The sequence below is a fragment of the Variovorax sp. Soil_C_12 genome, from assembly GCF_057657375.1.
In genome coordinates this window covers 560,523-575,285 of sequence record NZ_JBDGIO010000003.1, presented here as the reverse complement: position 1 = coordinate 575,285, position 14,763 = coordinate 560,523, and the positions used below count along the sequence as shown (strand labels likewise).

Annotated in this window: 18 protein-coding genes; 11 read left to right on the top strand and 7 right to left on the bottom strand. The window is 69.0% G+C overall.

What is annotated here, in order from left to right:
- Nucleotide 1: 1 nt before the first annotated feature.
- The 6 genes from AC3A6X_RS11515 to AC3A6X_RS11490 are packed head-to-tail and all read right to left on the bottom strand — an operon-like array spanning nucleotide 2 to nucleotide 5,521.
- Nucleotides 2-1,264 (bottom strand): ABC transporter permease, encoded by a 1,263-nt coding sequence (locus tag AC3A6X_RS11515; RefSeq protein WP_487842285.1) that lies wholly within the window; start codon nucleotides 1,262-1,264, stop codon nucleotides 2-4.
- On the bottom strand, nucleotides 1,261-1,965 hold the full coding sequence (locus tag AC3A6X_RS11510; protein WP_487842284.1) for an ABC transporter ATP-binding protein: 705 nt from the start codon (nucleotides 1,963-1,965) through the stop codon (nucleotides 1,261-1,263). Before AC3A6X_RS11510 ends, AC3A6X_RS11515 begins: the two co-directional genes overlap by 4 nt.
- Nucleotides 1,966-1,969: 4 nt before the next feature.
- Nucleotides 1,970-2,515 (bottom strand): DUF2796 domain-containing protein, encoded by a 546-nt coding sequence (locus tag AC3A6X_RS11505; protein ID WP_487842283.1) that lies wholly within the window; start codon nucleotides 2,513-2,515, stop codon nucleotides 1,970-1,972.
- Nucleotides 2,512-3,423, bottom strand: coding sequence for a sulfurtransferase (locus AC3A6X_RS11500; RefSeq protein WP_487842282.1), 912 nt, complete (start codon nucleotides 3,421-3,423; stop codon nucleotides 2,512-2,514). Before AC3A6X_RS11500 ends, AC3A6X_RS11505 begins: the two co-directional genes overlap by 4 nt.
- Before the next feature lie 16 nt (nucleotides 3,424-3,439).
- Nucleotides 3,440-4,357: a DMT family transporter gene (locus tag AC3A6X_RS11495; RefSeq protein WP_487842438.1), complete on the bottom strand. Its 918-nt coding sequence runs from the start codon at nucleotides 4,355-4,357 to the stop codon at nucleotides 3,440-3,442.
- Nucleotides 4,358-4,372: 15 nt separating this feature from the next.
- The gene (locus tag AC3A6X_RS11490) at nucleotides 4,373-5,521 is read right to left on the bottom strand and encodes an aromatic ring-hydroxylating oxygenase subunit alpha (RefSeq protein WP_487842281.1); all 1,149 of its coding nucleotides are present in this window, start codon (nucleotides 5,519-5,521) and stop codon (nucleotides 4,373-4,375) included.
- Between the two features lie 244 nt (nucleotides 5,522-5,765).
- Here AC3A6X_RS11490 and xseB point away from each other — a divergent pair, with 244 nt between their 5' ends.
- The 9 genes from xseB (at nucleotide 5,766) to AC3A6X_RS11445 (ending at nucleotide 12,688) form a co-directional block, all read left to right on the top strand.
- Nucleotides 5,766-6,035 (top strand): exodeoxyribonuclease VII small subunit, encoded by a 270-nt coding sequence (xseB, locus tag AC3A6X_RS11485; protein ID WP_487842280.1) that lies wholly within the window; start codon nucleotides 5,766-5,768, stop codon nucleotides 6,033-6,035.
- A 65-nt stretch (nucleotides 6,036-6,100) separates the two neighbouring features.
- Nucleotides 6,101-7,039 carry a polyprenyl synthetase family protein gene (locus AC3A6X_RS11480; RefSeq protein WP_487842279.1) on the top strand — a complete coding sequence of 313 codons (939 nt, stop codon included), beginning with the start codon at nucleotides 6,101-6,103 and terminating at the stop codon, nucleotides 7,037-7,039.
- A gap of 15 nt (nucleotides 7,040-7,054) precedes the next feature.
- Nucleotides 7,055-8,938, top strand: a complete 1,884-nt coding sequence (gene dxs / locus AC3A6X_RS11475; RefSeq protein ID WP_487842278.1) for a 1-deoxy-D-xylulose-5-phosphate synthase — start codon at nucleotides 7,055-7,057, stop codon at nucleotides 8,936-8,938.
- Nucleotides 8,939-9,032: 94 nt separating this feature from the next.
- Nucleotides 9,033-10,112, top strand: a complete 1,080-nt coding sequence (locus tag AC3A6X_RS11470; protein WP_487842277.1) for a TRAP transporter substrate-binding protein — start codon at nucleotides 9,033-9,035, stop codon at nucleotides 10,110-10,112.
- 170 nt (nucleotides 10,113-10,282) lie between these two features.
- Entirely contained in the window at nucleotides 10,283-10,642 is a 360-nt protein-coding gene (locus AC3A6X_RS11465) for a type II secretion system protein GspD (RefSeq protein ID WP_487842276.1), read from the top strand.
- The gene (locus AC3A6X_RS11460; RefSeq protein WP_487842275.1) at nucleotides 10,639-11,112 is read left to right on the top strand and encodes a type II secretion system protein; all 474 of its coding nucleotides are present in this window, start codon (nucleotides 10,639-10,641) and stop codon (nucleotides 11,110-11,112) included. The genes AC3A6X_RS11465 and AC3A6X_RS11460 overlap by 4 nt, the downstream gene beginning before the upstream one ends.
- A gap of 5 nt (nucleotides 11,113-11,117) precedes the next feature.
- Nucleotides 11,118-11,495, top strand: coding sequence for a type II secretion system protein (locus AC3A6X_RS11455; RefSeq protein ID WP_487842274.1), 378 nt, complete (start codon nucleotides 11,118-11,120; stop codon nucleotides 11,493-11,495).
- A 44-nt stretch (nucleotides 11,496-11,539) separates the two neighbouring features.
- On the top strand, nucleotides 11,540-11,959 hold the full coding sequence (locus AC3A6X_RS11450; protein WP_487842273.1) for a type II secretion system protein: 420 nt from the start codon (nucleotides 11,540-11,542) through the stop codon (nucleotides 11,957-11,959).
- A 72-nt stretch (nucleotides 11,960-12,031) separates the two neighbouring features.
- Entirely contained in the window at nucleotides 12,032-12,688 is a 657-nt protein-coding gene (locus AC3A6X_RS11445; RefSeq protein WP_487842272.1) for a TetR/AcrR family transcriptional regulator, read from the top strand.
- Nucleotides 12,689-12,692: 4 nt separating this feature from the next.
- On the opposite strand, the gene AC3A6X_RS11440 is transcribed toward AC3A6X_RS11445, so the two are convergent.
- Nucleotides 12,693-13,295, bottom strand: a complete 603-nt coding sequence (locus tag AC3A6X_RS11440) for a phenylacetic acid degradation protein PaaY (RefSeq protein WP_487842271.1) — start codon at nucleotides 13,293-13,295, stop codon at nucleotides 12,693-12,695.
- Between the two features lie 176 nt (nucleotides 13,296-13,471).
- Between AC3A6X_RS11440 and AC3A6X_RS11435 the strand changes: the two genes are divergently transcribed.
- Nucleotides 13,472-14,275: an enoyl-CoA hydratase-related protein gene (locus tag AC3A6X_RS11435; protein ID WP_487842270.1), complete on the top strand. Its 804-nt coding sequence runs from the start codon at nucleotides 13,472-13,474 to the stop codon at nucleotides 14,273-14,275.
- A gap of 16 nt (nucleotides 14,276-14,291) precedes the next feature.
- Nucleotides 14,292-14,729: a hydroxyphenylacetyl-CoA thioesterase PaaI gene (paaI, locus tag AC3A6X_RS11430; protein ID WP_487842269.1), complete on the top strand. Its 438-nt coding sequence runs from the start codon at nucleotides 14,292-14,294 to the stop codon at nucleotides 14,727-14,729.
- Nucleotides 14,730-14,763: the final 34 nt, after the last annotated feature.

Sequence of the window (14,763 nt, the reverse complement as noted above, 5' to 3'; positions counted from 1 at the left end):
GTCAAATCCTTGGGGAGAGGCCGTCTGCAAGGGAGAGGCGGTACGCGCGAACGCCCGGCAGCAGGCTGGCCAGCCAGCCCGCCACCAGCAGGCCGGCGAGCAGGGCCCATTCGTTGAGTGTAGGTCCGGACAGCGAGAGCGTCAGCCCGAACTGGGCCTGCAGCCATGGCGAGAGCAGGGCAATGCCCAGCGCCGCGGCGACCAGGCCGAACGCCACGCCCAGCAGCGTGACGATCGCGCCTTCGAGCGCCAGCAGCGCCATCACATGCCGCAGGCTGGCGCCCACCGCGCGCAGCACTGCGAGCTCGCGGCGCCGCTCGTTCAGGCCCGCCATCACCACCGAGACCAGGCCCGCCAGGCTGACCAGCGCGACCAGCGCCGACATCAGCAGCAGCGCGTTCTCGCCGACGCCGATCACGCTCCACAGCTCGTCCAGCGCCACGCCGGGCAGGATGGCCATCAGCGCCTCGGGCTGGTAGGTCGAGACCCAGCGCTGCACCGCGAACACCGCAGCCCGGTTCTTGAGGCCGACCAGCGCGGCGGTCACGGTCTTGGGCTTCAGATCGAACTTGCGCACCTGCTCGGCCGGGATGTGCATGCCCGGCAGCGGCGCGCCGCCGCGCCATTCGAGGTGAATGGCCTCCATCGCCTCCAGCCCGATATGCACCGTGCGATCGACCGGCGTGCCGGTGCGCGCGAGCACGCCCACCACGGTGAAGGGCTTGTCGGCGTGCTCGGCCACGTTGAGCTCGCCGCTGCCGTGCGCCAGCGTGATGCGCTGCCCCACGTGGTAGCCCAGCCGGTCCGCCACCTCGGCGCCGACGACCGCATCGAAGAGCTCGGCAAAAGGTTTGCCTTCGCGCAGCCGCAGCGGCTGGCGGTTGCCGTAGCGGAAATGCTGGAAGTAGTCCGGCGAGGTCGCGAGCACCGCGAAGCCGCGGTGCGAATCCCCGAGCGACAGCGGCACCACCCAGTCCACTCCGGGGTGCGCGGCCAGCGCCTGCACGCTCTGCCACTGCATGTTGTTGGTGGCGGCGCCGATGCGAAACACCGAGTACAGCAGCAGTTGCGAGGAGCCGGTGCGCGCGCCCACGATCAGGTCGGTGCCCGAGACGGATGCGGAGAAGTTGTCGCGCAGCTCGGTGCGGATGCGCTCCACACCCAGCAGCAGGAAGGTGGACAGCGCGATCGACAGCACCGTGAGCGCCAGCGTGAAGCGCCGGTTCCAGGCGCTCTTCCACGCGATCGCGAACAGGGCCTTCATGCGGGCTCGCCCATGGCCGCGCGGTTGATCTCGGGCAGGAGCAGGTGCCGGCCGAAGCGCGCCGCGATGCGCCGGTCGTGGCTCACGAACACCAGCGCGCTGCGGTTCGCGCGGCAGGCCTCGACCAGGACGTCGAGGAAGGCCTCGCGCCGGTCTTCGTCGAGGGCCGAGGTGGGCTCGTCGGCGATCACGACTTCGGGGTGCCCGATCAGCGCGCGCGCCGCGGCCACGCGCTGCTGCTGGCCGACCGAGAGCTGCATCGCCTGGCGTTTCCACAAGGCTTGCGGCAGGCCCATCGCTTCGAGCAGCTGCGCGGCCTGGGCGCGGGCGCCGCCTTCGCGTCCGGCCTGCTCGCGGCGGCGCGCCGAGAAGCGGCAGGGCAGCAGCACGTTGTCGAGCACGCTCAGGTAGGGCAGCAGGTTGAACTGCTGGAAGATGTAGCCCACATGCGCGACGCGCTGGCGGTCGCGCGCGGCGCCGGAGAGCGCGGCCCAGTCCTGGCCCAGCAGGGTGACGCGGCCCGCATCGGCCACCAGCACGCCGGCCAGCAGCGACAGCAGCGTGCTCTTGCCGCAGCCGCTGGGCCCGTGCAGGAACACGGCCTCGCCGGCCTCGATCTCGAACAGCTCGATGTCGATGCAGGGTGCGGCGGCGCCGGGCCAGGCGAAGCGCAGCGCCTCGGCGCGAAGAACGGCGCTCACCGAATTACTTGCTGCCCCACGTCAGCCGCGCGGCGGGCCGCTTGAGCGTGCGCTTGAACTGGCCGTCCGGCGAGGCGATCTGCGCGTCGACCTGCCGCAGGCCCTTGAAGGCGCCGAACAGGCCCAGCTCGATGAACTTGGCCTCAGGGGCCTTGGTGCAGTTGAAGGCGAAGGTGCCGTCGAGGTCGGCATGGCCTTCGCCCGCGCTGGGTTCAGCCTTGCCCAGGCCCAGCGCCGCGGAGCGCAGCGTGACCGGGCCGAGCTTGCAATTGGCGGCCGGGTCGATCTTGAACAGCTGGTCGGCCGCGCGCAGCTGCGCGACGACGTCGTCCGCCATCTTCTTCTCGGCCTCGGTCTTGGGCGCATGCTCGTAGCCGACGAAGTTCTCGAGCGGCGATTCCATCTCGATGACGACGGTCGGGCCGTCGATCGCGATGTCGAGCTTGAGCTGGCCATGCACATGCGCGCGCGCCTGTGCCATGGCGGCCAGCGGCGCAGCGGCCATCAGGCCTGCCAGCGCCAGCCCGGGAAGAACGCGTTGAAGATTCATGCATTCGCACCTTGCCGGGTCGGCAGTCCCGGCGTGTTGCTCCATTCGCTCCAGCTGCCGGCATAGAGCGCGGTCGGCCCGAGCCCGGCGATCTGCATCGCGAGCACATTCGGCACGGCGCTCACGCCGCTGCCGCAGTGGTGGACGACCGTTGCGGGGTCCCGGCCCGCCAGCAGTGCGTCGAACTCGGCGCGCAGCTGCGCGGCCGGCTTGAACTTGCCCTCGGGGCCGAGGTTCTCGGTGAAGGGCCGGTTCAGGGCCCCGGGGATGTGACCGGCAATCGGGTCCAGAGGTTCCACCTCGCCGCGATAACGTGCGGCGGCGCGCGCGTCGATCAGCGTCTGGTCAGCTTTCTCGAGCCGGGCGGCGACGGTGCGTGTGTCGACCAGGGCCACGAGCGGTTGGCGGGGCACGAAGTTCGACTGGAAGCGTGCCGGCTCGTCGCCGCTGCTCGTCGTGCCGCCCGCCGCCTGCCAGGCCTGCAGGCCGCCATCGAGCACGGCCACGGCGTCGTGGCCCATCCACTTGAGCATCCACCAGAGCCGGCCGCAGTAGTTGGCGCCGTTGCGGTCGTAGACCACGGCCTGCATGTCGTTGGCGAAGCCGATGCTGGACAACCAGGCTGCGAAGCGCTCGCGGCTGGGAAGCGGATGCCGGCCACCGGAGGCGGGCGGGCCTTCGTCGGCCTGCGCCACCACCACCTCGCCGCGAGCGCCCGGCACGCCGTGCTTCGCGCTCAAGTCGCTGTCGAGATCGGCGTAGATCGCGCCCGGGATATGGGCCGCCCGGTATTGCTCGATGCCGGCCTCCGGCTTCATCAGGTCGAAGCTGCAGTCGAACACCATCTGCGGTGCGTTGCCGCGCTGCAGGGTCATGAGTTCTTCGACGGAGATCAGGGTCTGGTACATGGCAATCCTTCCTTGCTCAATGCTCTTCCGCGGGTGCCTTGGGCAGCGAGCGCTGGCGCAGCACCGTGGCCGCGATGCCGCTGCCGACGATCAGCACCATGCCAGCCCATCCGCCTGCGTCGATGCGGTCACCGAACAGCACCACACTGTAGATGGCTGCGAAGACAATTCCGGAATATTGCAGGTTGGCCACGACGAGCGTACCGCTTTGGGTCTTGGCGCTGGCATAGGCGCGCGTCATGCACAGCTGTCCCAGGGCCGCGAGCACGCCGACCGGCAGCAGCCACATCGCATGCGCCCAGGTCCATTGCGCCCAGGGCGTAAAGCTGCCCAGCACCGTGACGAGGCCGCCCGCCACCGCCGAGCCGAGCGCGAAATAGAAAACCGTGCGCGACTCGGGCTCGCCCACGCGCGAGAGGGCGACCACCTGCATGTAGGCGAAGGCGGCGGTCAGCCCGGACATCAGGCCCACCAGCCCCGCGAAGCCCTGGCTCTCGCCCACGCTGGGCTTGAGCATCAGCACCACGCCGCCGAAGCCCGCCAGCACGGTGAGCACCAGCGCACCCTGCAGCGGCGGCCGCGCCACGCGCCCGTCGCGGCCGGGCACCGGCACCCAGGCCAGCAGGGCACCGCCGACCAGGAAGGCCGCGATCCAGACGCTGCTCATGTAGTTGAGCGTCATCGCGGTCGCCAGCGGCAGGTGGGCGATGGCGTAGAACCAGGCGCCCATCGAGAACACGCCGATCAGGCTGCGCCAGGCGTGCATGCCGGGGTAGGGCGTGGCCAGCGTGATGCCGCGCTGGCGCGCCAGCGCCCACAGGAACAGCATGCCGATCAGGCCGCGGTAGAGCACCAGCTCGGCGCTCGTGAACCAGGCCGAGGCGATCTTCACGCACACGCCCATGGTGGCGAAGATCAGTGCGGCCAGCACCATCCAGAGGGCTTGCACTTAGGGCTTCATCTCGCTCATCTCGCGGCGGTACCACTCGTGGAACTGCTGCATCCCGTCTTCCATCGGGCTCTGGTACGGGCCGCTCTCGTCGACGCCGCGCAGCATCAGCGCACGGCGGCCGGCGTCCATGCGCTCGGCGATCTCGTCGTCCTCCACGCAGGTCTCCATGTAGGCGGCCTGCTGCGCCTCGACGAATTCGCGCTCGAAGGCGACGATCTCCTCGGGGTAGAAGAACTCGACCATGTTGAGCGTCTTCTGCGGCCCCATGGGGTGCAGCGTCGAGACCGTGAGCACATGCGGATACCACTCGATCATCACGTGCGGGTAGTAGGTGAGCCAGATCGCGCCGTACTTGGGCGGCTTGCCCTCGCGGTACTTCAGCAGCGCCTCCTGCCACTTCTGGTAGACCGGGCTGCCGGCGCGGCCCAGCCGGTTGGCCACGCCCACCGTCTGCACCGAGTGGTGATGGCCGAACTCCCAGCGCAGGTCGTCGCAGGTCACGAAGCTGCCGAGGCCGGGGTGGAAGGGGCCGACGTGGTAGTCCTCGAGATAGACCTCGATGAAGGTCTTCCAGTTGTAGTTGCACTCGTGCAGCTCGACGCGGTCCAGTGCGTAGCCCTCGAAGTCGAGGTCCGCACGCGGCCCGATGCGGGCCAGGTCGGCCGCGACGTCGCGCCCGAGACCCTTCGGGTTCTGCTCGAACAGCAGGCCGTTCCATTCGGTCAGCGGGTAGTTGTGCAGGTCCAGGCAGGGGTCCTGCGCGAAATGCGGGGCGCCGATCAGCTTGCCGGTGGTGCGCGCGTCGGCGGCCGCATAGGTCCAGCGGTGCAGGGGGCACACGATGTTGCCGCCGCCGGCTTGCGGATCGAGCTGGCCGCGGCCCTGCAGGATCAGCGCCTGGCGATGCCGGCACACGTTGGAGATCAGCTCCACGCCCTTGGGCGTATGCACCAGCGCACGGCCATGCTGCTCCTGCGGCAATGAGTGGTAGTTGCCCGGCTCGGGCACGGCGAGCCGGTGGCCGACGTAGCGCGGACCGCCGGCGAAAAGGGTTTGCAGCTCGCGGGCGTAGAGTGCCTCGTCGAAGTACGCGGAAACTGGAAGTTGGCTCGAAGCCTGCTGCAGTTGAAGACTTAAATCAGACATGGGTGACCTGACCAAGCTCCCCACAGGGAGAAAGAACGGAAGGAGGTGCCGCTGAAGAGTGGGCGGCCCGAAAAAAATCGCCGGCAGGCGCCGGCGCGAGAGGGCGCGATTGTACCCCGGGAAAAATAGGCGTGCCGCTGCTTTACCCGCAGGCAGCGGGTCCCGCCAGGCCGGGCCGGCACCGCCTCGGGGCGGGCCGCGGTGCCCCCGCCCTAAAATGCCCTGTTTCATCCCCCATCGCCGAATGCCCAAGGTGCCTCCTCCCTCCCCACCAGCGTCCTCGCCCGCCGCCCTCGACACCGGCGCGCTGCCCGCAAGCTACGAAGCCGGGCTCCAGGAACTCGAACAGCTGGTGGCCGAGCTCGAATCGGGGCAACTGCCGCTCGACCAGCTGCTCGGCAGCTACCAGCGGGGCGCGGCACTGCTGGCCTTCTGCCGCGACAAGCTGCAGGCGGTCGAAGATCAGATCAAGGTGCTCGACGCGAACGGCCTCAAGGCCTGGGCCGGCGAATGAGCGCCGCCCGGCCGCCCGAAGGCGCTCACCCCCTCCTTCAGGAGGGGGGGCGCGAAGTACACGAAGTGACGAGCCTGGGGGAGGCCACCCCATGTGCCGTTGATGCCTTGCGCTGGGACGCGCAGCGCCTCGCGGCCTGGAGCGAACCGCTGCTCGCGCGCGTCGAGGCCGCGCTCTCGCAATGGGTCGGCGTCGATGCGCCGGTGCTGCTGGGCGATGCGATGCGCTATGCGGTGCTCGACGGCGGCAAGCGGCTGCGGCCCTTGCTGGTCTTCGCCGCCAGCGAGTCGGTGGGCGGCCAGGCCGAGGCCGCGCTGCGCGCCGCCTGCGCGGCCGAGCTGATCCATGCCTATTCGCTGGTGCACGACGACCTGCCGTGCATGGACAACGACGTGCTGCGCCGCGGCAAGCCCACGGTGCATGTGAAGTTCGGCGAGGCCGATGCGCTGCTGGCGGGCGATGCGTTGCAGGCCCTGGCCTTCGAACTGCTCACGCCCGAGCGCGAAGGCATCGCGCCCGCGGTGCAGGCCCGGCTCTGCCGCCTGCTGGCGCGCGCGGCCGGCAGCCAGGGCATGGCGGGCGGCCAGGCGATCGACCTGGCCAGCGTCGGCCTCGCGCTCGACGAGGCCCAGCTGCGCGAGATGCATCGCCTGAAGACCGGCGCCCTGCTGCAGGGCAGCGTCGAGATGGGCGCGGCCTGCGGCACCCTCGATGCCGACGCGCTCGATGCGCTGCGCGCCTACGGCGCCGCCATCGGCCTGGCCTTCCAGGTGGTGGACGACATCCTCGACGTCACGGCCGATTCGCAGACCCTCGGCAAGACCGCCGGCAAGGACGCCGCGAGCGACAAGCCCACCTACGTCTCCCTGCTCGGCCTCGACGGCGCGCGTGCGCAGGCGCGCGAGCTGCTCGCCCAGTCGCTCGAAGCCCTCGACCGCAGTGCCCTGCCCGATACCGGCGCCCTGCGCGCGCTGGCCTACATGGTCGTGGACCGCGATCGATAGACAACTACAAAGCCCATGGCCCCGCTGCTTCCCACCCTCCACGATCCCTCCGCCCTGCGCCATTTCGACCGCGCCCAGCTCAAGCAGCTGGCCGACGAGGTGCGCAGCTGCGTGCTCGACAACGTCTCGCGCACCGGCGGGCACCTGAGCTCCAACCTCGGGACGGTCGAGCTCACGGTCGCACTGCACCACGTCTTCAACACGCCGCACGACCGGCTGGTGTGGGACGTGGGCCACCAGACCTATCCGCACAAGATCCTCACCGGCCGCCGCGAGCGCATGCCCAGCCTGCGCCAGATCGGCGGCATCTCCGGCTTCCCGCAGCGCAGCGAGAGCGAGTACGACACCTTCGGCACCGCGCATTCCTCCACCAGCATCTCGGCCGCGCTCGGCATGGCGCTGGCGGCCAAGCAGAAGGGCGAGGACCGGCACGCCGTCGCGATCATCGGCGACGGCGCGATGACCGCCGGCATGGCCTTCGAGGCGCTCAACAACGCGGGCGTGTACGACTGCAAGCTGCTCGTCATCCTCAACGACAACGACATGTCGATCAGCCCGCCGGTGGGCGCGCTCAACCGCTACCTCGCGCAGCTGATGAGCGGCAACTTCTACGCCGCCGCCAAGAACGTGGGCAAGAGCGTGCTGCGCGCCGCGCCGCCGTTGTTCGAGCTGGCCAAGCGCCTGGAGCAGCATGCCAAGGGCATGGTGGTGCCGGCCACGCTGTTCGAGCAGTTCGGCTTCAACTACGTCGGCCCCATCGACGGCCACGATCTCGACTCGCTCGTGCCCACGCTGGAGAACCTCAAGCACCTGCACGGCCCGCAGTTCCTGCACGTCGTCACGAAAAAAGGGCAGGGCTACAAGCTGGCCGAAGCCGATCCGGTGGCCTACCACGGGCCCACCAAGTTCGATCCGGCCATCGGCCTGGTCAAGCCCGCGACCGCGCCCAAGCAGACCTTCACGCAGGTCTTCGGCCATTGGCTGTGCGACATGGCGGCGCAGGACAGCCGGCTGGTCGGCATCACGCCGGCGATGCGCGAGGGCTCGGGACTGGTGGAGTTCGAGCAGCGCTTTCCCGAGCGCTACTACGACGTCGGCATCGCCGAGCAGCACGCGGTCACCTTCGCCGCGGGCCTGGCCTGCGAGGGGCTCAAGCCGGTGGTCGCGATCTACTCGACCTTTCTGCAGCGCGGCTACGACCAGATGATCCACGACGTGGCGATCCAGAACCTGCCGGTCGTGTTCGCGCTCGACCGCGCAGGCCTGGTGGGCGCCGACGGCGCCACCCATGCGGGTGCCTACGACATCGCCTTCATCCGCTGCATCCCCAACATGAGCCTGGCCTGCCCGGCCGACGAGGCCGAGTGCCGCCAGCTGCTCTCCAGCGCGTTCGCGCAGGACCATCCGGTGGCGGTGCGCTATCCGCGCGGCGCGGGCGCCGGCGTCGCGACGCCGCCCGGACTCGAGCCGCTGCCCTTCGGCAAGGGTGAGCTGCGCCGTTCGGGGCAGCGCATCGCGATCGTGGTCTTCGGCACCTTGCTGCATCCGGCCCTCAAGGCCGCCGAGGCGCTCGATGCCACGGTGCTCAACATGCGCTGGGTCAAGCCGCTCGACGTCGAGCTGCTGCTGAAGACCGTGGCCACGCACGAATGCATCGTGACCCTCGAGGAGGGCGCCGTGATGGGCGGCGCAGGCAGCGCCGTCATCGAGGCGCTGCAGGCGGCCGATGTGCAACTGCCGGTGCTGCAGCTCGGCCTGCCCGACCGCTTCATCGAGCATGGCGATCCGGGCAAGCTGCTGGCGAGCATCGGGCTCGATGCGGCGGGCATCGAGCAATCGATACTCGAGCGCTTCGGCGCGGGCGAGCCCGCAGGGAAAACCCGCCCCGGTGCCCTGTAAGCATTTTTTACAATCTCGCTGCCTCGACAGCGATGTCGGCAACGCGGCCACGAGCCGCGTTCTTGTTTTTTCCAAGCACTCGGAGTCAACCTCAATGGATCGTCGTTCCCTCATCAAAAACGCAGGCATCGCCGGCGTCCTCGCTGCCGGCATTGCGCCCGCAGTCCACGCGCAGGCGGCAGTGCGCTGGCGCCTGGCCTCGAGCTTTCCCAAGTCGCTGGACACAATCTATGGGACGGCCGAGGTGTTCGCCAAGCAGGTGAGCGATGCGACGGGCGGCAAGTTCCAGATCTCGGTGCATGCGGGCGGCGAGCTGATGCCGGCCCTTGGCGTGGTGGACGGCGTGCAGAACGCCTCGGTCGAGATGGCGCACACCGCGCCCTACTACTTCTACGGCAAGGACCCGACCTTCTGCCTCGGTTGCGCGGTGCCTTTCGGCATGAACACGCGCCAGATGAACGCCTGGATGTACGAAGGCAACGGCCTCAAGCTGATGCGCGCCTTCTACGCCAAGTACAACATCATCAACCTGCCCGGCGGCAACACCGGCGCGCAGATGGGCGGCTGGTTCCGCAAGGAAATCAAGTCGCTCGCCGACCTGAAAGGCCTGAAGTTCCGCACCAACCCGATCGCAGGCAAGGTGCTCGAACCCTTCGGCATGATCCCGCAATCGATCCCCGGCGCCGACCTGTATCCCGCGCTCGAGAAGGGCACGATCGACGCGCTCGAGTGGGTCGGTCCGTACGACGATCAGAAGCTCGGCTTCAACAAGGTCGCCAAGTTCTACTACTACCCCGGCTGGTGGGAAGGCGGCCCGCAGCTGGACTTCTACATCAACACCAAGGCCTGGGAAGGCCTGCCGGCCGAGTACAAGGCCGTCGTCGAAGCGGCGGCCGCGCACGCCAACATCACGATGACCGCGAAGTACGACGCGCGCAACCCCGTCGCGCTGAAGCAGCTGGTCGGCTCGGGCACCACGCTCAAGCCCTTCACGCAGGACGTGATGAACGCGGCCTTCAAGTCGGCCCAGCAGATCTACTCGGAGCTGAACAACACCAACCCCGAGTGGAAGAAGATCTATGGCGACTGGGCCAAATTCCTGGCCGACCAGAACGCGTGGTTCCGCTTCACCGAAGGCACCTTCGACCGCTTCATGCAGCAGCAGAAGCTGTAAGCGCTGCGCCTCGCTTCCTGATGCAAAAAGCCCCGCCGGTCACGGCGGGGCTTTTTTCTTTGGTGCGCCGATGGCAAGAGGGTGCCCGCAAGATTGCGCGACAAAAAACGAGTATTTGATTCGCCCTGGCTCGGCTACATTCCGCGCCACATCAAGAAGCCAGGGGCCCCATGGCCTACCAGATCGGGACGCGCAATGCGAACACGGTGCTGCGTCTGCGCGACGGCGAGACGCAGGTCCTGGCGGGCTTGCTGAAGGACGAGCAGAACCACAATGCCGCAGGCATTCCCGGCCTGGGCCAGGTGCCGGGGGTGGGCCGGCTGTTCTCCAATCAGACCTCCACCAATGGGCGATCGGAGATCGTGCTGCTGATCACGCCGCGCATCGTTCGCGCCATGCCGACACCGCCGGCCCATGTGGTGGAGTTTGCTTCCGGCACCGCGGAGAGCGCCGGCATCAGGCCCATGAGGCTCACGCCGGGCGGGCGCTACGGCGCCGCGGACACGCAAGCGGTGGAGGCCAAGCCATGATCCCGAGTCGCGGTTTCACGCTGATCGAGATGATGGTGACCGTGGCGCTGGTCGGCATCCTGGCGTCCGTCGCCGTGCCGCTGACCCAGATGGCCATCCAGCGACAGAAGGAGCAGGAACTGCGGGCCGCGCTGCGCGAAATCCGGAGCGCCATCGATGCCTACAAGCACGCGGGCGACGAAGGCCGGGTCCATCGGTCGGCGACGACGACGGGCTACCCGCCATCGCTCGAAGCCTTGGTCGAGGGTGCGGCAGACCTGAAGGATCCCGGCCGTCGAAAGATCTTCTTCCTGCGTCGCGTGCCGCGCGATCCGATGAATGCCGACACCGCGCTGGCGCCGGCGGCCACCTGGGGCAAGCGTGCCTATTCGAGCGAAGCCGATCGGCCGATGGAGGGCGACGACGTCTACGACGTCCGCTCGCTCAGCGGCCGGGTCGGCTTGAACGGCCTTCCGTACTCGCAATGGTGACGCCGATGAAGCGCAGGTTCGGATTCACGCTGATCGAACTGCTGGTCGTGATGGCCATCGTCTCGGCGCTGCTCGGCATCGTTGCGCCCCGCTACATGCACAAGGTCGCGGTGGCCAGGGAAGCGGCCTTGAAGGAGAACCTTTCGGCGCTGCGCATCGGGCTCGACCAGTACTACAGCGACAGGGGGACGTACCCCGAGGCGCTCGGCGACCTGGTCGCCCGGCGCTATTTGCGCGCCGTGCCGCTCGACCCCGTGACCGAGCGCCGCGACACCTGGGTGCCCGCCATTCGAGAGGAGGAGGGCGGCAGGAAAGTGGTTCACGACGTGCGCAGCGGCGCGGCCGGCAACGCGACCGACGGCACGCCCTTCGCGTCGTGGTAGACGGCATGCGGCGCAAGCGTCAGCGTGGGGTCGGCTATCTGTTCATGCTGCTCGCCCTGGCAGTGCTGTCGCTCGGCGCCGGCAAGGCGGTGGAGGTCTACACGACCTCGGCCCAGCGCGAACGGGAAGCGGAACTCGTGCATGTGGGCGCCCTGTACCGCCAGGCGATCAAGGACTACTACCTGAGTACACCCGGCGGACAGCACCGCTACCCGGCGCGGCTCGAAGACCTGTTGAAGGATTCCCGGCACTTGGTGACGCGGCGCTATCTGCGCCAGCTCTACGTCGACCCCATGACTGCGCAGGCGTTCACGCCGCTTCTCGCGCCGCAAGGGGGCATCTGGGGCGTGGCCAGCAGCTCGTCGAAAACGCCGATGCGCGCGAAGAGCCCGAACGAAGCGACTGTGCGGCCGGGCTCGGCGCTGAGCTACCAGGATTGGCGGTTCATCTACGACGGCGCTTGATCCGGTGCGCGTGTCATCATCGGCATCTTCTGTCGACGCAGATCTCACATCAATCGGAAAGGGCGCTGCCGGATGGCTCGCGTGCGTGACCCGGCTGGCTACGACGGCCAGCGAGAAATGATTCTTTCCAACGCGGCGCAGCTGTTCGCGCAGCGCGGCTATGCGGGCACCTCGATGAACGAGGTGGCTGCGGCCTGCGGCGTCTCCAAGGCCACGCTCTACCACTATGTCCGCGACAAGCACGACCTCGCCGTGCGCATCGCCGAGGAGCATGTGCAGCGCCTCGAAGCGGTGGTGGAAGAGGTGATGCGCGAGCACGCCACGCCCGAGGCCCGGCTCGCCGCGCTGATCCGCAGCTTCGTGGCCGAGTACGCCATGGCGCAGAACGCCCAGCGCGTGCTGACCGAGGACGTGCGCTTCCTGCGCGAGGAGGACCAGGCCCGCATCATCGGCGTCGAGCGGCGCGTGGTCGCCGCCTTCGCGCGCACCATCGCCGAGGTGCGGGGCGAGGATGCGACGAGCAAGCTCGGCAAGCCGATGGCCATGCTGCTCTTCGGCATGATCAACTGGATGTTCACCTGGATGAAGCCCGGCCGCGAGCTCGACCACGAGGCGATCGGCGAGATCGTCGCCGACCTGTTCTTCGGGGGCGTGCGGGCGGTGGCGCTGCCGCCCGCGCTGGCGGCGAAGGGCGATCGCGCGACCGCCGGCGCGCGCAAAGCGCGCTGAGGGCTCAGCCGCGCCGCGTGGCGATCAGCGGGCGCACGTCCGGCGACTGCAGGCGCGGCCGGTTCTCTTCCGCCGCCGCCAGCGGCTGCACCTCGACAAGGCTGGCGAGGCAGCGGCGGGTGAGGTCCTGGTAGGTCTGCGTGCCTTCCTGCTTCCAGGCGATTTCTTCGTCGTTGAGCTGGCGCCGCACCCGGGCCGGCACGCCGGTCACCAGGCTGCGCGCCGGCACCTTCATGCCGGCCGGCACGAAGGCGCAGGCCGCGACGATGGCCGATTCGCCGACCTCGGCCTCGTCCATCACCACCGCGTTCATGCCCACCAGCGCGTCGCGCCGCACCACGCAGCTGTGCAGCACCGCGCCGTGGCCGATGTGGCCGTTTTCTTCCACGACCGTGTCTTGGTCGGGGAAGCCGTGGATCACGCAGTTGTCCTGCACGTTGGAGCCGCGCTCCAGCACGATGCGGCCGAAGTCGCCGCGCAGGCTGGCGCCGGGGCCGACGTAGCAGCCGGGGCCCACGATGACGTCGCCGATCAATACGGCGGTGGGGTGGACATAGGCGCCGGAGTCGACCACCGGCACCACGCCTTCGAGCGCATAGCAGGGCATGAAATCCGCTCCGTACTGATTGGAAAAAAGGGCGGCCCGCGCTAGCCTTCAGGGTTAGCACCGAGGACTAAAGCTTGCGAGGGCAAGATCGCGAATCCTATAATCAACCGAACGGTCGGTCAATTATTGGAAGCGTCTTCCTTGGGCCGATCGTCAACCCCATCCCCAGCACCACGATGAACGAACCCCTGGTACGTATCACCCATTCGGGCGCCGTGCGCACGCTCCAGCTCAACCGGCCGGAAGCGCTCAACAGTTTCACCTCGCAGCTGCATGCCGAGCTCATGGCAGCGCTGGACGAGGCCGCGGCCGACAGGGGCGTGCGCTGTGTCGTGCTGGGCGGCTCGGGCCGCGCCTTTTGCGCCGGGCAAGACCTGTCCGACCCGATGGTCGCGCCCGACTTCACGCCCGGCGCCGCGCCCAAAGACCTGGGCCGGGTGATCGAATCGCTCTACGCGCCTCTCGTGCTGCGCATCCGGTCGATGCCCGTGCCGGTGATCGCGGAGGTCCACGGCGTCGCGGCCGGCGCGGGCGCCAACCTGGCGCTCGCCTGCGACCTGGTGGTGGCCGGCCGCTCGGCCAGCTTCATCCAGGCCTTCACCAAGATCGGCCTGGTGCCCGACACCGGCGGCACCTGGCTGCTGCCGCGGCTGGTGGGCCCGGCGCGCGCGCTGGGCCTGGCGCTGCTGGGCGACAAGCTGCCGGCGGCCGAGGCGGCGCAGATGGGCCTGATCTGGAAATGCGTGGAGGACGACGAGCTCAGCCTCACCGTCGAGGGCCTGGCGCACCGCCTGGCCGCGATGCCCGTGCGCGCACTGGTGGCGACGCGGCAGGCGCTGGCCGAAGCGCAGACGCTGGACCTGCCCGCCGCGCTGGCGCGCGAAGCCGCGCTGCAGCGCGAGCTCGGCGCCGCTGCCGACTACCGCGAAGGCGTGGAGGCATTCCGCGCCAAGCGCCTGCCGCAGTTCAACGACCGTTGAGACGAAAGCCCCATCGATGAGCGACAACGACGCCCAGCAAACCGCCGAACGCGTGCGCGATGCCATGTTTGCCAACGACCGCGCCGTGCGCGGCCTCGGCATGGAGATCGAAGCTATCGCGCCCGGCCGCGCCGACGTCACCATGATCGTGCGCGAGGACATGCTCAACGGCCACGACATCTGCCACGGCGGCTTCATCTCGGCACTGGCCGATTCGGCCTTCGCCTATGCCTGCAACTCCTACAACGAGGTGACGGTGGCTTCCGGCTTCGGCATCGACTTCGTCGCGCCCGCGCGCCAGGGCGACCGCCTGGTCGCGCGCTGCGTCGAGGTCTCGAAGGCCGGCCGCACGGGCGTCTACGACACGGAGGTGTTGAACCAGCGCGGCGAGCGGGTCGCGGTGTTCCGCGGGCGTTCCTACACACTCAAGGGCAAGCCGGTGGCACCGGCCTGAATGCAGCCCCCAAGACCCCCAAAGGAGTACCTTC